This window comes from Burkholderia pyrrocinia (assembly GCF_001028665.1).
In the GTDB taxonomy this organism is placed as follows: Bacteria; Pseudomonadota; Gammaproteobacteria; order Burkholderiales; family Burkholderiaceae; genus Burkholderia; species Burkholderia pyrrocinia.
Window position 1 is genome coordinate 707,316 of the sequence record NZ_CP011505.1, and the last position, 19,507, is coordinate 726,822.

Sequence of the window (19,507 nt, forward strand, 5' to 3'; positions counted from 1 at the left end):
CGCACGCCCAATCCACCGTTTTTCGCGACTGCCGCGGCAGCCTGTGCGGACAGCCGATCGCCGGCCTGCGCGAGCGCGGTGAACTCATGGCGCGGCCCACTACAGGCGCACCGGCTGCACCGGCGCGACGACCGCCGCCGGCTCCGCCTGGAAGCGCGTCAGGTCGTCCTCGCTGCGGTGGCACAGCACCTGCGCGCCGTTGTCGAGGGTGCGCAGCACGGGTGCCGTTTGATTGCATACGCCGTCCACGCGCATCGGGCAGCGCGACAGGAACGGGCACAGCCCGGCGTTGTCCGCGCTCGCGCCGATCGGCACCAGCGGCCGGTGACAACGCTCGGCTGCATCGTCGAGCCAGCCCGCGCGCAGTTCCGGCGCCGACGACACGAGCAGGTGCGAATACGGGTGATAAGGCGGCGCGCACAGCGCGTCGCGGCTGCCCGTCTCGACACGGCGGCCCGCGTACAGCACGACGATGTCGTCGCTGATCGCGCGCACCTTGGCGATGTCGTGCGTGATGAACACGTACGACACGCCGAGCTTTGCCTGCAGTTCGCGCAACAGGTCCATGATCGCGGCGCCGACCACGGTATCGAGCGCCGACGTGACCTCGTCGCACAGGATCAGGTCGGGCTCCGCCGCGAGCGCGCGCGCGAGGTTCACGCGCTGCTTCTGCCCGCCGGACAGCTCGCCGGTGCGTCGCCCGGCGACGGCCTGCGGCAGCCGCACGAGCTCGAGCAACTCCGCGACGCGCCGCCGTGCGCGCTCACCCTTGATCCCGTGATAGAACGCGAGCGGCCGCGCGAGCGTGCGCTCGACGGTATGCACCGGATTGAGCGCGGTATCCGCGTTCTGGAACACGATCTGCACGCGCCGGTGCTGCTCCTTCGTGCGTTTGCCGATGTCGAGCGCGAGCGGCTCGCCGTCGAGCAGGATCTGCCCGCCGGTGGCCGGCACCAGGCCCGCGATCACCTTCGCGAGCGTCGTCTTGCCCGAGCCCGATTCGCCGATCACGCCGACCGTCTGCCCGCGCCCGATGCGCAGGTCCACTTCGTGCAGGATCACCTTGGCCGGCCAGCCTTTCGCGGTGCGGCCGCCGTAGCCGGCGATCGCGCCGCGCACGTCGAGCAGCGGCGCAGGCGCGGCCGGTGCGAGTTTCGCCGCGCGTTCGGCATCGCTCGGCGCGACCGCCGCGATCAGGCTCTGCGTGTACGGATGTACGGGCGCATGCAGGATCTGCTCGGTGTCCCCCGACTCGCGGATCACGCCGTCGCTCAGCACGATGATCCGGTCGGCCATCTGCGCGACGACGGCCAGATCGTGCGACACGTACACCGCGCTCATGCCGTAGCGCCGGATCACGCTCTTGAACGCCTGCAGCACGTCGATCTGCGTGGTCACGTCGAGCGCCGTCGTCGGTTCGTCGAGGATCACGAGCTCCGGATCGGTGATCAGCGCCATCGCTGCCATCAGACGCTGCAACTGGCCGCCCGACACCTGGTGCGGATAGCGTTTGCCGATCGTCTCCGGCTCCGGCAGCGCGAGCGCGCGGAACAGCTCGACCGCCTTCGCCTGCGCGTCGCGCTTCGTCAGCGTCCGGTGGATCAGCGCGCTCTCGATCACCTGGTCGAGGATCGTGCGCGACGGGTTGAACGCGGCGGCCGCGCTCTGCGCGATGTACGCGACCCTGCGGCCGCGCAGCGCGGTCAGCGCCTGCGAGGACAGCGTGCAGACGTCCGAGCCGTCGAGCTTGACCGAGCCGCCGGCGATCCGGCAGCCGGCGCGCGCATGGCCCATCAGCGACAGTGCGATCGTCGTCTTGCCCGAGCCGGATTCGCCGATCAGCGCGAGCACCTCGCCGCGCCGGACGTCGAAGTCGACGCCGTCGACGATCGTCGTTTCCGCACCGCCCGGCCGGCCGCCGACCACGCGCAGCCCGCGCACCTCGACGAGCGGGTTCGATTCGTGTCGCATCAGTGTGCTCCCGCGGCAGCGGCCGCGCCCTTGCGGCGGCCGCGATGCGGCAAGCCGTCGATCAACAGGTTGACGCCCACCGTCAGGATCGCGATCGCGACCGCGGGCATGATCGCGACGGCCGAGCCGTCGCCGAGGCTGGCGATGTTCTCGCGCACGAGCGAGCCGAGGTCCGCGTACGGCGGCTGCACGCCGAGCCCGAGGAAGCTCAGGCCGCTCAGCAGCAGCACGACGAACGTGAAGCGCAGGCCCGTGTCGGCGAGCATCGGGTGAATCATGTTCGGCAGCATCTCGACGCACGCGATGTACAACGCACTCTCGCCGCGCGCTCGTGCGACCTGCACGAATTCGAGCGTGCTGATGTTGACCGCCAGCGCACGGGCAATCCGGTACGAGCCCGGCATGTAGCTGATCGCGGCCGTCACGATCAGCAGCGGCAGCGACGAGCCGAACGCGGCGACGATCATCAGCGCGAACATCTTCGACGGGATCGACGTGAGCGCATCGAGCACGCGGCTCATGGTCTCGTCGACCACGCGGCCCGACACCGTCGCGAGCAGCCCGAGCGTCGTGCCGGTCAGCGCGGCGAGCAGCACCGCGGCGAGCGCGAGCAGCACGGTCAGCCGCGTGCCGAACAGGATCCGGCTCAGCATGTCGCGGCCGAGGAAGTCCGAGCCGAACGGCAGCTTCGCGCTGAACGGCGCAAATACGTCGGGTGTCACGATCGTGCCGACTTCATGCGGCGCGAGGAGCGGCGCGAACACCGCGATGAACAGCATCAGGCTGGCCATCGACAGGCCGATCCAGCCGCCGGTGGTCAGGGCCGGGCGCATCGCGCGGCGCTTGCGCGGCTGTTCGGGGGAAGGTGCGGCAGGCGGCGTGTCGCCCCACGACGGGCGCGGATCGCCGGGCGGCGGCAGCGCGCTGCTGCGTTGTACGGGTTCGGTCGGGTGCATGTTCGGCATCTCGGGAGAAGGACGGGACGGTCAGGTCCGCAACCTCGGGTTCGACACGATCGAGCACAGGTCGGCGAACAGCACGAGCGTCAGGTAGGCCACGCAGAAGATCAGCGTGCACGCCTGCACCAACGGGAAGTCGCGGTTGCCGACCGCATCGACCATCAGGCTGGCGAGGCCCGGATAGTTGAAGATCGTCTCGACGACGATCACGCCGCCGAGCAGGTACGACAGGCTCAGTGCGATCGCATTGGCGATCGGCCCGATCGCGTTCGGCAGCGCATGGCGCAGCACCACGCGCGCGGGGCTCGCGCCCTTGAGCACGGCCATCTCGACATACGACGCGCTCAGTTGCTCGATGACCGCCGCGCGCGTCATCCGTGCCATCTGCGCGATCACGACCGCGCAGAGCGTCAGCACCGGCATCGCATACGCGCGCAGGAAATCGTGGACGCTTTCGATCGGCCCGCTGTACGACAGCGCGGACAGCCAGTGCAGCTTCACCGCCAGCACGAGCACGGCGACCGTCGCGATCAGGAATTCCGGCGTCGCGACGAGCGACAGCGTGCCGAGGCTGATCGCGCGGTCGATCGCCGACTCGCGCTTGACCGCCGCGAGGATGCCGAGCACCAGTGCGATCGGCACCGACACGCAGGTCGTGATCGCCGCGAGCGTCAGCGATTTCGGCAGGCGTCCGCCGATCATGTCGGACACCGGCATGTCGCTCGACAGCGAGCGGCCGAAGTCGCCGTGCAGCAGGCTCGCGAGCCAGTGCACGTAGCGCACGTGGGCCGGCATGTCGAGGCCGAACTGCTGGCGCAGCGCGGCCACCGTTTCCGGCGTCGCGGACTGGCCGAGCGCGGCCTGGGCGGCATCGCCGGGCAGCAGGTTCGTGATCGCGAAGATGATCACGGACACGATCAGCAGCGTCAGCGCGGTGACCGCGATGCGGCGGCCGATCAGTCCGAGCAGGATGCGGTTCATCGCGCGGCCCTCCGGGAAAGTGTGAGCGTGTCCGGCGCGGCAACCCGCACCGGCCACGCGGCGGCGGCGGGCAACGGCGTCACGCGTTCCACCACACGTGCTCGGCGAACATGAAGCCCATCATCCCGCCCGTCGGGATCGAACCCAGGCCGCCGAGGCGCTTGTCGTAGCCGTCGAGGAAGCTGATGAACGCCGGGATGCCGACCCTGCCCTGCTGCGCGACGATCGCCTGCATCTCGCCGTACATCTGCTTGCGCTTCGCATCGTCGGTCTCGGAACGCGCGGCCAGCAGCAGCTGATCGAACTTCGCGTTCTTCCAGCCCGACTCGTTCCACGGCGCATCCGACTTGAAGAACTGCGTGAACAGCACGTCGGCGCTCGAGCGCGGATTGATGTTGCCGAAGCCGAGCGGATGCTTCATCCAGTGGTTCGACCAGTAGCCGTCGGCCGACACGCGGTTCACCTGCAGGTTCAGTCCGATCTTCTGGCCGGCCTGCTGCAGCAGCACGGCCATCTCGATCGAGCCGTTCGCGTCCGACGTCGCGTAGATCGGCGGCAGCGCGACACCCAGCGCGCCCGCCTTCTGGAACAGGAATTTCGCCTTGTCCGGATCGTGCGGCCGTTGCGGCAGCGACGCGTTGAAGTAGCGATGGCCCGGCGGAATCGGCTGATCGTTGCCGATCACCGCGTAACCGCGGAACACCGCCGAGCGGATCTGCTCGCGGTCGAACAGGTACTTCATCCCCTCGACGAAATCCGGGTTGGCGGTCAGCGGGCTTTCGCTGCGCATGATGAGGTCGGTATAGAGCCCCGACTTGGTTTCCTTGAGCGCATAGCCGGGCGTCGACGCGACACGCTGCGTCGAGCGCGGGTCGACCGCGTTCACGAGGTGCACGTCGCCCGACAGCAGCGCGTTCAGGCGCGCGGCGCTGTCGCTGATGCCGATCAGCTCGATCTCGTCGAGATACGGCATCCCCGGCTTGAAGTAGCTGTCGTTGCGCACGCCAACCGTCGACACGCCCGGCTTGAACGTCTTCAGCTTGTACGGGCCGCAGCCGATGCCGGTCGTGAAGTCGGTCGTGCCGTCCTTGACGATCACGAGCTGCGGCGTCGCGAGGATCACCGGCAGGTCCGCGTTCGCGCTGGCGAGCGTGAGCGTGACTTCGTCGGGCCCGGTCGCCTTCGCGTCGGTGAACTGGTCGGCGATCGTCTTGACCTTCGACGCCGTGGCCGCGTTCTTGTGGCGCAGCAGCGAGAACACGACGTCGGCCGGGCCGACCGTCTTGCCGTCGTGGAACGTGACGCCCTTGCGCAGCTTGATGACCCAGGTCTTCGCGTCGCTCGTCCGCAGCGACTCGGCCAGGTTCATCTGCGGCGTCAGGCTGGCATCCAGCTGCGTGAGGCCGCTGTAGAACATGAAGAAGCGGATGTAGTCGGCGCCCGTCGAGCCCTTGGCCGGGTCGAGCGTGTCGGCCGTCGAGCTGGATTCATTGGCCACGCGGATCTTGCCGCCGCGCTTCGGCGCGGGCGCGGCGAACGCCGGGTGCGCGCCCATCAGCAGTCCGCCGGCGCCGGTGGCTATCATGCCGCCCGCCGCCATGATCCGCATCATGTCGCGGCGCGTGAAGCCGCGGTGATCTCCGCCGTTGTCGATATCGTCGCTCATCCGAACTGCTCCTGACTGTGGAAAGTGGGTCCTGGGATCCAGCGTGGTTCGAGATTCCCGCCGCGCCCGCCTGCTGGTAGCGAGTGCAACGTCGTACGCATTGAGTTCATTTAAGCACCGCCAAAATGGCGGTTATCGCGATTCGGGGCGCCTGCACGACACGATTCGACCGTTTTGGGCCGGCCGCGCAGCATGATTAGCTGCGCGCTCGCGTGTGCCGCCGCACCTTCCTGCTCAACTCGCGACAGATGCGTGACAAAGGGAATCGTAAAGCGGCGTCCACCGCAGATTTCACCGACAAAATTGCCCGTTCGGCATCCGAAACGCGTTCGGCGGCCTCAAACCGCATGTTGTGCGTCGATTGCGCGCTCACGGGCCGGCGCGGGTCGAAACGAGCGAAACGTCCTGGTCGCCGGCCGCGCGCGCATGCGACAGCGAGCCGCCCTCGCAGCCGCTGCGCCGGGGCGCTTTCCCATCACCTCCAGGACACCCACGCATGAAAGTTCAGAAGATTTCCCGCTCCGTCGACACCGCGTTGCCCGAAGACTGGGGCACGGCCGGATTGCCCGGCACCGAGCCCGCCCGCGTGTCGGGCCGCCAGGTCGTGATCCCGGGCAGCGAGGCATTCGACACCGGCGTGTTCGAATGCACGCCGGGCACTTACCGGCGCGGCGTGAAGGAAGCGGAGGTGATGCATTTCCTCGCAGGCGCCGGCACGTTTGCGCCGGACGGCGAGGAAGCGATCGAGTTCGGCGCGGGCGACACGTTGTTCTTTGCCGCGAACACCGAAGGGCTGTGGGACGTGCGCGAGACGATGCGCAAGGTGTATGTGATTTTCTGACTCGGGCGGGCCGCGCATGCGCGCCGCGCCCGCTTTCCCTCCCGGGCAGGCCGCTCAGCCGGCCAGCCGGAACACTGCTACCGCGGACCTCAACCGTGCCGCCTGTTCATCCAGCGACGAAGCCGCAGCGGCAGCCTGCTCGACGAGCGCGGCGTTCTGCTGCGTGACTTCATCCATTTGCGCCACCGCCTTGCCGACCTGTTCGATGCCGGTACTTTGCTCGGCCGAGGCCGTGGAGATCTCGCCCATGATGTCGGCAACCCGGTCGATCGAGCGAACGATCTCCGTCATGCGCGCCCCCGCCGCCTCGACGAGCCGGCTGCCGCTGCCGACCTTCTCGACCGACACCCCGATCAGCCCCTTGATGTCCTTCGCCGCCGCGGCGCTGCGCTGGGCGAGCGAGCGGACCTCCGACGCCACGACCGCGAACCCGCGCCCTTCCTCGCCGGCTCGCGCCGCTTCGACGGCCGCGTTGAGCGCAAGAATGTTGGTCTGGAACGCGATGCTTTCGATCACGACGGTAATGTCGGCGATCCGCACCGACTCGTCCGAAATCTGCCGCATCGTTTCGACGACTTCCTGCACCGCGGCCCCGCCGAGTTCGGTCGCCTCCTTGGCCGTGGTGACGAGCACGTTGGCCTGACGCGCATTCTCGGCATTCTGTCGGACCGTCGACGTGATCTGCTCCATGCTGGCGGCCGTTTCCTGCAGCGACGCGGCCTGTTCCTCCGTGCGTTGCGACAGGTCCAGGTTGCCTTGCGCGATCTCGCCGGTGCCGACGGCAATCGAGTGCGTCGTGGTCTGGATTTCGGCGATGGTCTCGGTCAGGCGCGCCTTCATTTCGCCGAGCGCCGCGAGCAGGCTGCCCGGCGCGGCCGTTGCCGCATCGAACTCGACGTCCAGTTCGCCGGCGGCGATGCGCGCGGCGATATGCGTCGCGTGCGCCGGCTCGCCGCCGAGCGTGCGCCTGACGCTGCGCAGGACGCCCCATGCGATTGCCGCCAGCGTCGCGGCGATGACGAGCGCAATCGCGCCCAGCACCATCGCGAGCCGCGTGAAGGCCGCGTCGATATCGTCGTAAAAGAACCCCGTGCCGATCCACCAGTTCCAGTCCGGAATGGCGACCACGCCCTGGAGTTTCGGCACCGCATCCGCGTCGGGGCTGCGCTTGACCAGCACGTCGACGAGCGCGAAATGCGCCGCCGCCATCCCGGCGCGGTAAGCCTCGCTATCGGTCAGGCCGTCGGTCGTGCGATTCCCCTTGGCCCGGGTGCCGATGAATTTCGCGTTCGGATGAACCAGGTTGACGCCGTCGGCAGTCGTGACCCAGTAGTAGCTTTTCGTATCCGCGTTGAGCGCCGACAGCGCGGCTTTTGCCTGCTGCTGGGCCTGATCCGCCGTGAGCGTGCCGCTCGCCTGCAACGCGCGGTACGAATTGACCAGATGTTCGGCCTTCGTCAAAAGAATGACGATCTCTTCGCGACGGCTGTCGATCAGCGCGCCGCGCAGCGTGTGCAGCGACATGGCGGCAAGCAATACGACACCGAGCAGGGCGGCTGCGACGAGCATCAGCAGTTTCGTGGACAACTTCATGCGGGAGCCTCGCGATATTAACCATTCGGTACAGATATCGGCGCTGGCGGCTCCACCTTGAATGTCACTGCATCGGTATTTACCCTCGATTCGTGCGCTGATCGTACGCACCCGAGCGAACGGCCGGGCCGGCCGCTCACTGGATTCGCCCGGGCGTGCCCGAGCGGCGGCGCGACGCACGACACGTGCGCGCGCCGCCGACGCGGCGCTTACAGGCCGAGCTGCGTCGCGAGATCGCCGATGTCGGACACTTCCGTGTAGTTGTAGTACGGCGTGCCCGGCTCGTGGCCGCGATTGACGAACGCCTTGTGCTTGATCCCGAGATCCTCGGCCGTCATCAGGTCGTAGCGCAGGCTCGACGACACGTGCAGCACGTCCTGCGGCTGGCAGCCGAGCTTGTCGAACATGTACTCGAAGCCCTGCATGCGCGGCTTGTACGACTGCGCCTGCTGCGCGGTGAACACCGCGTGGAACGGCGCGCCGAGCTTGTCGACGTTGCTCATGATCTGGTCGTCCGACGCGTTCGACAGGATCACCAGCTTGTACTTCTTCGCGAGCCGCGACAGGCCGGCCGGCACGTCCGGATGCGGGCCCCAGGTCGGGACCGCGAGATAGAAGCGCTCGGCTTCGGCTTCGTCGAACTTCACGCCGAGCCTGTTGCAGGTGCGGCGGATCGCGTTGACGACCACGTCGCGATACGGCTTCCACGCGCCGAGCACCTCGTCGAGGCGATAGCCGGCGAACACACGCACGAATTCCTCGAGATCGACCGGCGACAGCCGGTCGGCGTAAATCTCGCGCGCCATGTCGCCCATCCGGAAGCGGGTCAGCGTGCCATAGCAGTCGAACGTGATGAATTTCGGTTCAAATTGAATCATGGTGACGTCCTGTCGGTGTGAAGCCCCGGCAGGGCCGGGGACGGGCTGGGTTGAACACAATTGAATCAGGGCAATAAATCCTTCGCGCATCGTTCGGCGCCGCTCGAAACGCACGATCGCCGCGTGTTGCGGGGCCTGCACGGCACGAACTGCGGCGCGATCCCGGCGCGGCGCGCGCCGGCCGGCCGACGGGATCGCCGAAGCGGCAACGCGCCGCTCGTGCACACTTGCCATGCGATCCCGCCGGGCGGCGAGCGCGCCGCGCTGCTTCAATCGTACGGGCGTTCCCGTAGCAGATGCTGCCGGATTGACCACCCGCGCCGGCACGGAACGCGCGTTGCGTCGCGCCGTTCGAACCGGTTTGCGTCGATTTCGCGCGACGGGCCGCCGCCGCCGAAAAACAGGCGAATCGTCCTATCCGCACCGCGCCGGCGCTGGCAGAGTGGGGCGTCATTCCTACCGATCCGGAGTCCGGCGTGGCCGACCTCAATTCTTCCCGCACGCTTACCTATCGTCCGTTCGCCGAAAGCGACCTGCCCGCCGCCCATCGGCTGTCGGAAGCGTTCAACTGGCCGCATCGGGTCGACGACTGGCGCTTCGTGCTGCAGCTCGGCAGCGGCTTCGTCGCCGAAGACGAGACCGGCGTCGTCGGCACCGCGCTCGGCTGGCGCTTCGGCGAATCGCATGCATCGCTCGGCATGGTGATCGTGTCGCCCGAGCGCCACGGCCGCGGCATCGGCCGCGAACTCCTCGCGCGGCTCGTCGACGGCTTCGGCACGCGCACGGTATTCCTGCATGCGACGCCGGCCGGCGAGCCGCTGTACGCGAAGTTCGGCTTCCACGCGATCGGCACGATCGACCAGCACCAGGGCACCGTGTTCCAGCCGCCGCTGATCTCGCTGCCGCCCGGCGAACGGCTGCGGCCGCTCGGCACGAACGACGGCCCGCGACTCGCGGCGCTCGCGTCGCGCGCGGCCGGCTATCCGCGCGACGCGGCGACCGAGGCGCTGCTCGACGTCGCCAACGGGATCGCGCTCGACCGCGACGGCGAACTGCTCGGCTTCGCGCTGTTCCGCCGGTTCGGCCGCGGCCATGCGATCGGCCCGGTGATCGCGCCGGACGCGCTGCGCGCGCAGGCGCTCATCAGCCACTGGCTCGCGCTGCACGAGGGCATGTTCGTGCGGCTCGACGTGCCGGGCGACAGCGGCCTGTCCGACTGGCTGCAGGGGCTCGGGTTGCCGCGCGTCGACACGGTCGTCGCGATGGTGCGCGGCGACGCGCCCGCGCGCGACCCGGCGCTGCGTGCGTTCGCGATCGTGAACCAGGCGCTCGGCTGAGCGACGCGGGCCATGAGCTTCGTCTACAAGGCCGACCCGGTGCGCGGCGCGTTATGGGCGCGCCGCTTCGCGCAACAGGCGCCCGACCTCGCGTTCCGGATCTGGCCGGACATCGGCGATCCGCACGCGGTGCGCTACCTCGCCGCGTGGCAGCCGCCCGACGATCCGGTCGCGCTGCTGCCGAACCTCGAGATCGTGTTCTCCGTCGGCGCCGGCATCGACCAGTTCGACCTGTCGCGCGTGCCTGCGCACATCCCGGTCGTGCGGATGATCGAGCCCGGCATCGTCGACGGCATGGTCGAGTATGTGACGCAGGCCGTGCTGACGATCCATCGCGACCTGTTCGACTACGCGGCGCAGCAACGCACGCAGGTCTGGCACGAGCGGCCGGTGCGCGCGGCCGCGTCGCGCCGCGTCGGCGTGCTCGGGCTCGGCACGCTCGGCCAGGCCGTGCTCGACATGCTGCGGCGCTTCGGCTTCCCGTGCGCCGGCTGGAGCCGCACGCCGCGCACGCTCGACGGCGTCGAGTGCCATGCGGGCGATGCGGCGCTGGAAGCGTTTCTCGCGCGCACCGACATCCTGATCTGCCTGCTGCCGCTCACGGACGACACGCGCGGGCTGCTCGGCGCGCGCGTGTTCGACGCGCTGCCGGCCGGCGCGTCGCTCGTGCAGGTCGGCCGCGGCCCGCAGCTCGACGCGGCCGCGCTGCTCGCGGCGCTCGACAGCGGCCGGCTCGACAGCGCGATCCTCGACGTGACGGAGCCCGAACCGTTGCCGGCCGGCCACCCGTTCTGGACCCATCCGCGCATCCGGATCACGCCGCACATCGCCAGCGCGACGCGGCCCGACACCGCCGTCGATGCCGTGCTGGCGAACCTCGCGCGCCATCGCGCGGGGCAGCCGATGATCGGCGTCGTCGATCGCGCGCGCGGCTACTGACCGCTCATCCGCACCGGCGCGCGGGCGCAGCAGAAAATGCCGAAGCGCGCCGTGCAAACGCCGCGCCCGTACGTTTCAGCCGGCAAATTGAAGGCACGCGAGAATTTCTCGCTCGTTAGGATGACTCCATCGCTGACACCCGACGAGAGTCCCGCCCTGCCATGACCTACTCCGCGCTGATCGAAGCCGATCGCCAACACCTGATTCATCCGGTCGTCAATTACCGTACGCACGAGGCGCGCGGCGTCACCGTGCTCGACTCCGCCGACGGCGTGTTCCTGCGCGATGCGCAAGGCCACACGCTGCTCGACGCGTTTTCCGGCCTGTGGTGCGTGAACGTCGGCTACGGCCGCGACAGCATCGTGAAGGCGGCGGCCGACCAGATGGCGAAGCTGCCGTACGCCACCGGCTATTTCCATTTCGGGTCGCAGCCCGCGATCGAGCTCGCCGAGCGGCTCGCCGCACTCGCGCCCGCGTCGCTGAACCGCGTGTACTTCACGCTCGGCGGCTCCGATGCGGTCGATTCCGCGGTGCGCTTCATCACGCACTATTTCAACGCGACCGGCCGCCCGACGAAGAAGCACATGATCGCGCTCGAGCGCGGTTATCACGGCTCGTCGTCGATCGGCGCCGGGCTCACCGCGTTGCCCGCGTTCCATCGCCATTTCGACCTGCCGCGCGCCGACCAGCACCACATTCCGTCGCCCTACCCGTATCGCCACCCGCTCGGCGACGATCCGCAGGCGCTGATCGCCGCGTCCGTCGCCGCGCTCGAAGCGAAGGTCGCGGAACTCGGCGCGGACAACGTCGCGGCGTTCTTCTGCGAGCCGGTGCAAGGCTCCGGCGGCGTGATCGTGCCGCCCGCAGGCTGGCTGAAGGCGATGCGCGACGCATGCCGCCGCCTCGGCATCCTGTTCGTGGCCGACGAGGTGATCACCGGCTTCGGCCGCACGGGCCCGCTGTTCGCATGCGAGACCGAACGCGTCGAGCCGGACCTGATGACCGTCGCGAAGGGCTTGACGGCCGGTTATGCGCCGATGGGCGCGGTCCTGATGTCCGACGAAATCTATGAAGGGATCGCGGGCAGCCGCACCGAGTCCGCGGTGGTCGGGCACGGCCACACGTATTCCGCGCATCCGGTCAGCGCCGCGATCGGCCTCGAGGTGCTGAGGCTCTATCACGAAGGCGGGCTGCTCGCGAACGGCCAGGCGATGGCGCCGCGCTTCGCGGCGGGCCTCGACGCGCTGCGCGACCACCCGCTGGTCGGCGACGCGCGTTCGGCGGGCCTGCTCGGCGCGCTCGAGCTGGTGGCCGACAAGGCGCGCAAGACGCGCTTCGACCCGGCGCTGAACCTGCCCGACCGGATCACGGCGGCCGCGTACGCGAACGGCATCGTGTTCCGCGCGTTCGGCGACGGCGTGCTCGGTTTCGCGCCGGCGCTGAGCTTCACGGCCGGCGAGTTCGACCTGCTGTTCGATCGCGTGCGCAAGACGCTCGACGACGTGCTGGCCGACGCGGGCGTGCAGCGCGCGCTCGACGCCGCCCACGCGCAGCCGGCGTAAAACGGGCGTGAAGCGGGCGAGGGAAAGCCGGGCTTGTGGCGGCTACCGTTCGACTCTAAAGTAACCGGACATTCCATTTCTGCCTTCTCACGCGAACATGACGGACAGCAAGCTAGACCGGATCGACCTGCGCATTCTTTCCCAGTTGCAAAAGCGCGGGCGCATGACCAACGTCGAACTGGCCGATGCAGTCGGACTGTCGCCGAGCCCGTGCCTGATCCGCGTGAAGCGGCTCGAGAAGGCCGGCTACATCGCCGGGTACGGCGCGCACATCCAGCTCGAGAAGCTCGGCGACGTGCAGGTGGTGTTTACCGAGGTCACGCTGGCCGACCACCGGCGCGAGGACTTCGACCGGTTCGTCGCGGCGATCCGCGATGTCGACGAGATCGTCGAGTGCCATCTCGCGAGCGGCGGCTACGACTATCTGCTCAAGTTCGTCACGCGCAGCGTGAGCCACTACCAGACGATCGTCGAAGGGCTGCTCGAGCAGAACATCGGCATCGAGAAGTATTTCAGCTACGTGATCATCAAGTCGCCGTTCGTCAAGCGCCACTACCCGCTCGAATCGCTGTTCGGCGAGCGGCACTGACGAACAGCGGCGGCCATCGCGAGCACAGCAGCGGCGCGCCGGACGCGCGTCGCCGCGACGCACCCGCCTGCCGCCGTCTAGCCGACCTCATTCAAGGACCTGCCATGTCACTTACCCTTTCCCGCACCGAACTCGTTCGCAGTACAAACCTGATCGACGGCACGTGGCGCGACGCGCTCGACGGCAGCCGCTTCGCGGTCACCGATCCGGCGACGCTCGAGCGCGTGGCCGACGCGCCCGACAGCGGCGCGGCCGACGCGCGTGCCGCCACCGACGCCGCCGTGCGCGCGCTGCCCGCGTGGCGCGCGACGCCGGCCCGCGAACGCGCGGCGATCCTGCGCGCGTGGCATGCGGCGATCGTGGCGCACACCGACGATCTCGCGAAACTGATGTCGCGCGAACAGGGCAAGCCGCTCGCCGAAGCGCGCGGCGAAGTCGCGTATGGCGCGTCGTACGTGCTGTGGTTCGCCGAGGAAGCGACCCGCACGTACGGCGACCTGATTCCGCAGCAGCAGCGCGGCAAGCGGCTGAGTGCGGTCAAGGAGCCGATCGGCGTCGTCGCCGCGATCACGCCGTGGAATTTCCCGCTCGCGATGATCGCGCGCAAGATCGCGCCCGCGCTCGCGGCCGGCTGCACGGTCGTCGCGAAGCCGGCCGAAGACACGCCGCTCACGGCGCTCGCGCTGGCGTTCCTCGCGCAGGAAGCCGGCGTGCCGCCCGGCGTGCTGAACGTGATCGCCGCATCGCGCGAGCACGGCATCGACGCGGTGGCCGACTGGCTCGCCGACGGCCGCGTGCGCAAGATCACGTTTACGGGATCGACGCCCGTCGGCAAGCTGCTCGCGCGCGAATCGGCCGCGACGCTCAAGAAGCTGTCGCTCGAGCTCGGCGGCAATGCGCCGTTCATCGTGTTCGACGATGCGGATCTCGACGCCGCCGTCGACGGGCTGATGGCCGCCAAGTTCCGCAACGGCGGCCAGACCTGCGTGTCGCCGAATCGCGTGTACGTGCAGGCCCGCATCTACGACGCATTCGCCGCGAAGCTCGCCGCGCGGGTCGGCGCGTTGAAAGTCGCGCCCGCGACCGACCCGGCCGCGCAGATCGGCCCGATGATCAACGCACGCGCGACCGACAAGATCGCGCGCCATGTCGACGATGCGGTCGAGCGCGGCGCCCGCGTGCTGACGGGCGGCAGGCGCCTGCCCGAACTGGGGCCGAACTATTACGCGCCGACCGTGCTCGCCGATGCGGCCGCCGGCATGCAGCTCGGTTGCGAGGAGACCTTCGGGCCGGTCGCCGCGCTGTTTCCGTTCGATACCGAGGACGAAGCCGTCGGCGCCGCGAACGACACGCCGTTCGGGCTCGCCGCGTATTTCTACACGCAGGACGTGCGGCGGATCGCGCGCGTGTCGGCGCGGCTCGAAACGGGCATCGTCGGCATCAACGAAGGCGCGCTCGCGAGCGAAGCCGCGCCGTTCGGCGGCGTGAAGGAATCGGGCTATGGCCGCGAAGGTTCGCGCTACGGCCTCGACGACTACCTGTCGATCAAGTACCTGTGCCAGGGCGGGCTCGACTGATCGCGCGCCCCTTCCTTACGTTTTCGTTACCCGGTACGCCGCCATGACCGCTTTCACCCCCTACCCGATCGAGGTTTCGTTTCCCGACCTCGCGCCGCACCGCGCGGGCAATACCGGCGTCGACCACGTCTACCGCTTCGCGTCCGGCGAGGCCGGCCCGAACGTGATGGTCAACGCGCTCACGCATGGCAACGAAGTCTGCGGCGCGATCGTCGTCGACGCGCTGCTGGCGCTCGGCGTGCGGCCGCGTCGCGGCACGCTCACGCTGTCGTTCGCGAACGTCGCGGCCTATGCGCGCTTCGATCCCGCGCAGCCGGACGCGGCGCGCTTCGTCGACCAGGATTTCAACCGCGTGTGGACGCCCGCCGTGCTCGACGACCTGTCGGCCCGCTCGGTCGAACTCGATCGCGCCCGCGCGCTGCGCCCGTTCGTCGATGCGGCCGACTGGCTGCTCGACCTGCATTCGATGCATGAGCGCAGTGCGCCGCTGATCGTCGCGGGGCCGCTCGACAAGGGCGTCGCGCTCGCGCGCCGGGTCGGCGCGCCGGCCACCGTGATCCGCGACGAAGGCCACCCGGAAGGCACGCGGATGCGCGATTACGCGGCATTCGGCGAGCCGGGCAGCCCGAAATGCGCGATGCTGGTCGAATGCGGGCAGCACTGGGAAGCACGCGCGGTGGACGTCGCCCGCGACTCGACGGCCCGCTTCCTGGTCGCGTCCGGCGTGATCGAGCGTGACGACCTGCCCGCGGACTGGTTCCTGCCGCTGCCCGACACGATGCGCGTCGTGCAAGTGACGGAGCCCGTGGTCGCGACGAACGGCGTGTTTCGCTTTGCGGGCGACTATACCGGCCTCGAACATTTCCCGGACGCCGGCACCGTGATCGGCTGGTCGAACGAGGTCCCCGTCGTGACGCCCTATCCCGATTGCGTGCTCGTAATGCCGTCGCTGCGGCAATTGCGGCCCGGTGTCACCGTCGTCCGGCTCGGGCGGCTCGTCGACGAATCCGGCGCACCCGCCTGACGCATCGGCTTCGACGGAACCGGCGGGGCGGCCGCACACGTTTGCGGCAACGCCCCGTCGATTCGCTTCGCATGCAGGCCTCGATTTCCCCGCTTACCTGCCGTTAACCCGGATTTGAGCGCAGCCTCGGTCATCGCACCGGGCATTCCCCACGAGCGCGAGCATGTCCGCATCCACATCCATCGAAAAAATCGCCGACTGGGCGGGACGAAACCATCTTGTCGTCGGCGCGCTCGGCACACTGATGTCGCTCGCCGCGCTGAGCATCAGCGCAATCACGCTGTGGGCCACGAGAAGCGGTGTCGTCGAGCATGCGCACGAGACCTCGCGCAACGTCGCCGCCGTGCTGGTCAGCGAGATCGCGCGGACCGTCGAAACGTCCAACAACGCACTGATCGCGCTCGCATCCAATCTCGGCAAGCCGGAGGTCCAGCATATGGACACCGGGCTTCGGCACGACCTGCTGTTCCAGCGCGCGGCCGCGCAATACGTGACCGGCATGGGTGTGACGGACCAGTACGGCCGCCTGATCGACGGGTGCTGCGGCCCGTCACATCATTGGGACTTCAGCGATCGCGACTACTTCAAGGTCCATCGCGACGCGGCGAACGTCGGCCTTTACGTATCGGAGGCCTATCGCGCGCGTTCGCGCAGCGGCACGGAGTCCATCGCGCTGTCCCGGCGCATCGAAGGTCCGAACCACGCGTTCAACGGGATCGCGATTGTCGCCATCGATATCGCCTACTTCGATCAGCTGCTTGCCCGCCTGGACGTCGGGCGGAACGGCATCAGCGCGATCCTGCGCACGGACGGCACCATCCTGGCCAGAAATCCGCCGCTGAGCGAACACCAGATGGTTCGCCTGAGCCGATCGAAGACCTTCGATCGCATGCTGAACCAGGATTCGGGGTTCTATGCGTCCTACTCGCGCATCGACGGAATCTTGCGGCTCTATACGTTCCAGCGGGTGCCCGGCACCCCGCTGATTGCCGTCGTCGCCCCTGCCGAGCGCGACGTGCTCGCCGGTTTCACGCGCATGTCATGGTCGGTCGGTGTGTCGGCATCGTTCATCTGCGCGCTGTTCTGCGCCGTCGTCTGGCTGCTCGCATTCGCGTTGCGGGACAATCTTCGCAAGCAGACCCTGCTGACCGATCTCACCCGCACCGATCCGCTGACGGGCCTGTGCAATCGCCGCGCGCTCGACGTCGCGCTGGCCGACGAATGGAAACGACTTCAGCGCAGCAATGAAGGCAGCCTGTCCGTGCTGTTCATCGATGCCGACCACTTCAAGCAGTACAACGACCGATACGGGCATGCGCAGGGTGACACGGCTCTGAGATTCCTGGCCGAATGCATCCGGACTCACACGCGGCGGCGCGCCGACATCGCCGCGCGTTACGGCGGCGAAGAGTTCGTCGCGGTGCTGCCGGACACCGACGAAAGCGGCGCCGCGAAGGTCGCGGAGGCCATTCGCGCGGAAGTGGAACGCAACCGGCTCCCCGAGTTCGCCGAGACGGTTCCCCCTTTCACGGTCAGCATCGGCTACGCGACCGGGCATCGCGCACGCCCGGTGTCCGTCGACGCGCTCACGCATCAAGCAGACCTCGCGTTGTATACGGCGAAGCGCCACGGTAGAAACCGCGCGTGCCGCGGCGACACGGGATCGCTTGCGCATCCGGTTTGACGGGCGTTGCGGTCGACCGCGACCGCTTTTCGGACAATGACAATTTCGTGACGGTGCCGCCTCCGACATCACGCACTCCATAACATCTGACGTAAAAACCTCTCCGGACAACGCTCAGAACGGCGGGTTCTTTTCCATTTCGAAGTTTCTCATCCCGCAAACGATTGCGTTTTTCAAGCACCCTCAATCCTTCTTTAACCAATCCGATAATAAGGAAGGCTATTCAACATCAACGCAAGAGGTCCTTACAGATGCATGGCAAACAGTTAACGGTTCGCACGAAACTCACCCTTACATTTGGCCTCCTGACATGCGTGGTGCTGCTCGTTTCGTTCCTCGGCATCGTATCGCTCAGCAACGCGAACGCGGTGTTCGCAAACTACGTCAATGGCATCAACGCTCGCGCGGAACTGGCGGCCAAGGTCCGCGTCGCCGTCGATCGGCGCGCCATCGCGGCTCGCAACCTGGTGCTCGTGACGACGCCGCACGACCTGGACCTCGAGAAGGAAGCGGCGCTGCAGGCCGATCGCGACGTCGGCACACGGATCGCCGCACTCAAGAACGCCGTTGCCGAAGGCACCGACGCAACCGACAAGGCGCGCGAGCTGGTGCGGCAAATCGACCAGATCGAGGCCAGGTATGGCCCGGTGGCACGGGCCATCGTCGACGCCGCGCTGAACAACCGGCGCGATCAGGCCATCACGATGATGAACGAACAATGCCGACCGCTGCTGGCGCAGCTGGTCGACGCATCGCAGGCCTATATCGTGTACACGCGCGAACGCGCCGGGCAGATGGTGAAGGAGTCGGAAGACCGCTATGCGTCCCGGCGCGCGCTGCTCATCGCCATCTGCGTCGCCGCCGTCGCGGGCGCGGTGGCGGCGGGCTTCGTCATCGTGCGAGGGCTGACCCGTTCGCTCGGCACGGAGCCTGCCACGCTCAGCGACATCGCGCATCGCATCGCCGGCGGCGACCTCGCCGCCGGCTCCGCCACCGCCGACGCGCCGAGCGGCAGCGTGCTGGCCTCCATGCGCGAAATGCAGGCCAACCTGGTGCGCCTGATTGCGCAGGTCCGCATTGCGTCCGGCAATGTCGCGACAGGCGCGAGCGAAATCGCGTCCGGCAACCAGGATCTGTCGTCGCGCACCGAACAGCAGGCCGCATCGCTGCAGGAAACCGCCTCCAGCATGGAAGAATTGACGTCCACCGTGCGACTGAACGCCGACAATGCGCAGCAGGCGAGCTCGCTGGCCAATAACGCGTCGGAAGTCGCGCAGCGCGGCAGCGCCGCGGTCGGCCTGGTGGTCGAAACGATGACGGAGATCAGCGACAGCTCGACGAAAATCGCCGATATCACCGGGATGATCGAAGGGATCGCGTTCCAGACCAACATTCTCGCGCTCAACGCGGCCGTGGAGGCCGCACGCGCGGGCGAACAAGGCCGCGGCTTCGCGGTCGTGGCCAGCGAAGTGAGAAGTCTCGCGCAACGTTCATCGACCGCCGCGAAGGAAATCCGGCAACTGATCACGCAATCGGTCCATAAGATTCAGGACGGCTCGCGTCTCGCGAACAATGCGGGCGACACCATGAACCAGGTGACGCAGGCGGTGGCGCGCGTGACGGACATCATGGGCGAGATCGCCGCGGCATCGGACGAGCAGAGCCGCGGCATCGAGCAGGTCAACCTGGCCATCACGCAAATGGATGAAGTCACGCAACAGAATGCGGCGCTCGTCGAAGAAGCCGCCGCCGCATCGAAGTCGCTCGAGGAACAGGGCAGCCAGCTTGCCGAGTCGGTATCGCTGTTCCGGCTGGAAGCGGGCGCATCGCACGCATAGCCGCGTCGCACCACTGCCGACATCCATATTGCTGTCGATACCCGTCCCGTTTAGGAAGTCAAACTAAA

At 68.2% G+C, this 19,507-nt stretch carries 15 protein-coding genes; 9 read left to right on the plus strand and 6 right to left on the minus strand.

Annotation, left to right across the window (positions count from 1 at the left end; genetic code table 11):
- Positions 1-99: 99 nt before the first annotated feature.
- The 4 genes from ABD05_RS33265 to ABD05_RS33280 all read right to left on the minus strand — a co-directional run bounded on the left by ABD05_RS33265 (position 100) and on the right by ABD05_RS33280 (position 5,577).
- Positions 100-1,971, minus strand: coding sequence for an ABC transporter ATP-binding protein (locus ABD05_RS33265; protein ID WP_047904372.1), 1,872 nt, complete (start codon positions 1,969-1,971; stop codon positions 100-102).
- Positions 1,971-2,927 (minus strand): ABC transporter permease, encoded by a 957-nt coding sequence (locus ABD05_RS33270; RefSeq protein ID WP_047904709.1) that lies wholly within the window; start codon positions 2,925-2,927, stop codon positions 1,971-1,973. The genes ABD05_RS33265 and ABD05_RS33270 overlap by 1 nt, the downstream gene beginning before the upstream one ends.
- A gap of 30 nt (positions 2,928-2,957) precedes the next feature.
- Positions 2,958-3,911 carry an ABC transporter permease gene (locus ABD05_RS33275; RefSeq protein WP_047904373.1) on the minus strand — a complete coding sequence of 318 codons (954 nt, stop codon included), beginning with the start codon at positions 3,909-3,911 and terminating at the stop codon, positions 2,958-2,960.
- Between the two features lie 79 nt (positions 3,912-3,990).
- Positions 3,991-5,577 (minus strand): ABC transporter substrate-binding protein, encoded by a 1,587-nt coding sequence (locus ABD05_RS33280; protein WP_047904374.1) that lies wholly within the window; start codon positions 5,575-5,577, stop codon positions 3,991-3,993.
- 496 nt (positions 5,578-6,073) lie between these two features.
- On the opposite strand from ABD05_RS33280, the gene ABD05_RS33285 reads away from it, so the two are divergent.
- Positions 6,074-6,418, plus strand: coding sequence for a cupin domain-containing protein (locus ABD05_RS33285; RefSeq protein WP_047904375.1), 345 nt, complete (start codon positions 6,074-6,076; stop codon positions 6,416-6,418).
- A gap of 54 nt (positions 6,419-6,472) precedes the next feature.
- Here ABD05_RS33285 and ABD05_RS33290 read toward each other — a convergent pair whose 3' ends face one another.
- Positions 6,473-8,011 (minus strand): methyl-accepting chemotaxis protein, encoded by a 1,539-nt coding sequence (locus ABD05_RS33290; protein WP_047904376.1) that lies wholly within the window; start codon positions 8,009-8,011, stop codon positions 6,473-6,475.
- 209 nt (positions 8,012-8,220) lie between these two features.
- Positions 8,221-8,889 carry a haloacid dehalogenase type II gene (locus ABD05_RS33295; RefSeq protein WP_047904377.1) on the minus strand — a complete coding sequence of 223 codons (669 nt, stop codon included), beginning with the start codon at positions 8,887-8,889 and terminating at the stop codon, positions 8,221-8,223.
- A gap of 476 nt (positions 8,890-9,365) precedes the next feature.
- Here ABD05_RS33295 and ABD05_RS33300 point away from each other — a divergent pair, with 476 nt between their 5' ends.
- The 8 genes from ABD05_RS33300 to ABD05_RS33335 all read left to right on the plus strand — a co-directional run bounded on the left by ABD05_RS33300 (position 9,366) and on the right by ABD05_RS33335 (position 19,439).
- Positions 9,366-10,226 carry a GNAT family N-acetyltransferase gene (locus ABD05_RS33300; protein ID WP_047904378.1) on the plus strand — a complete coding sequence of 287 codons (861 nt, stop codon included), beginning with the start codon at positions 9,366-9,368 and terminating at the stop codon, positions 10,224-10,226.
- Between the two features lie 12 nt (positions 10,227-10,238).
- The gene (locus tag ABD05_RS33305; RefSeq protein WP_047904379.1) at positions 10,239-11,165 is read left to right on the plus strand and encodes a 2-hydroxyacid dehydrogenase; all 927 of its coding nucleotides are present in this window, start codon (positions 10,239-10,241) and stop codon (positions 11,163-11,165) included.
- Positions 11,166-11,326: 161 nt separating this feature from the next.
- On the plus strand, positions 11,327-12,727 hold the full coding sequence (locus ABD05_RS33310) for an aspartate aminotransferase family protein (protein ID WP_047904380.1): 1,401 nt from the start codon (positions 11,327-11,329) through the stop codon (positions 12,725-12,727).
- 97 nt (positions 12,728-12,824) lie between these two features.
- Positions 12,825-13,316 carry an Lrp/AsnC family transcriptional regulator gene (locus ABD05_RS33315; RefSeq protein WP_034182400.1) on the plus strand — a complete coding sequence of 164 codons (492 nt, stop codon included), beginning with the start codon at positions 12,825-12,827 and terminating at the stop codon, positions 13,314-13,316.
- Positions 13,317-13,420: 104 nt separating this feature from the next.
- Complete coding sequence (locus ABD05_RS33320; protein ID WP_047904381.1) at positions 13,421-14,893, plus strand: NAD-dependent succinate-semialdehyde dehydrogenase; 1,473 nt, start codon at positions 13,421-13,423, stop codon at positions 14,891-14,893.
- A gap of 43 nt (positions 14,894-14,936) precedes the next feature.
- On the plus strand, positions 14,937-15,917 hold the full coding sequence (locus ABD05_RS33325; RefSeq protein ID WP_047904382.1) for a M14 family metallopeptidase: 981 nt from the start codon (positions 14,937-14,939) through the stop codon (positions 15,915-15,917).
- Positions 15,918-16,080: 163 nt separating this feature from the next.
- Positions 16,081-17,601, plus strand: coding sequence for a sensor domain-containing diguanylate cyclase (locus ABD05_RS33330; protein WP_047904383.1), 1,521 nt, complete (start codon positions 16,081-16,083; stop codon positions 17,599-17,601).
- 251 nt (positions 17,602-17,852) lie between these two features.
- Complete coding sequence (locus tag ABD05_RS33335) at positions 17,853-19,439, plus strand: methyl-accepting chemotaxis protein (RefSeq protein WP_047904384.1); 1,587 nt, start codon at positions 17,853-17,855, stop codon at positions 19,437-19,439.
- Positions 19,440-19,507 lie beyond the last annotated feature (68 nt).

Coding starts and splice junctions, on each gene's coding strand:
- ABD05_RS33315 (WP_034182400.1), top strand. CDS start 12,825: ATGACGGACAGCAAGCTAGACCGGATCGACCTGCGCATTCTTTCCCAG.
- ABD05_RS33305 (WP_047904379.1), top strand. CDS start 10,239: ATGAGCTTCGTCTACAAGGCCGACCCGGTGCGCGGCGCGTTATGGGCG.
- ABD05_RS33320 (WP_047904381.1), top strand. CDS start 13,421: ATGTCACTTACCCTTTCCCGCACCGAACTCGTTCGCAGTACAAACCTG.
- ABD05_RS33265 (WP_047904372.1), bottom strand. CDS start 1,971: ATGCGACACGAATCGAACCCGCTCGTCGAGGTGCGCGGGCTGCGCGTG.
- ABD05_RS33285 (WP_047904375.1), top strand. CDS start 6,074: ATGAAAGTTCAGAAGATTTCCCGCTCCGTCGACACCGCGTTGCCCGAA.
- ABD05_RS33270 (WP_047904709.1), bottom strand. CDS start 2,927: ATGCACCCGACCGAACCCGTACAACGCAGCAGCGCGCTGCCGCCGCCC.
- ABD05_RS33335 (WP_047904384.1), top strand. CDS start 17,853: ATGCATGGCAAACAGTTAACGGTTCGCACGAAACTCACCCTTACATTT.
- ABD05_RS33330 (WP_047904383.1), top strand. CDS start 16,081: ATGTCCGCATCCACATCCATCGAAAAAATCGCCGACTGGGCGGGACGA.
- ABD05_RS33290 (WP_047904376.1), bottom strand. CDS start 8,011: ATGAAGTTGTCCACGAAACTGCTGATGCTCGTCGCAGCCGCCCTGCTC.
- ABD05_RS33275 (WP_047904373.1), bottom strand. CDS start 3,911: ATGAACCGCATCCTGCTCGGACTGATCGGCCGCCGCATCGCGGTCACC.
- ABD05_RS33280 (WP_047904374.1), bottom strand. CDS start 5,577: ATGAGCGACGATATCGACAACGGCGGAGATCACCGCGGCTTCACGCGC.
- ABD05_RS33310 (WP_047904380.1), top strand. CDS start 11,327: ATGACCTACTCCGCGCTGATCGAAGCCGATCGCCAACACCTGATTCAT.
- ABD05_RS33295 (WP_047904377.1), bottom strand. CDS start 8,889: ATGATTCAATTTGAACCGAAATTCATCACGTTCGACTGCTATGGCACG.
- ABD05_RS33325 (WP_047904382.1), top strand. CDS start 14,937: ATGACCGCTTTCACCCCCTACCCGATCGAGGTTTCGTTTCCCGACCTC.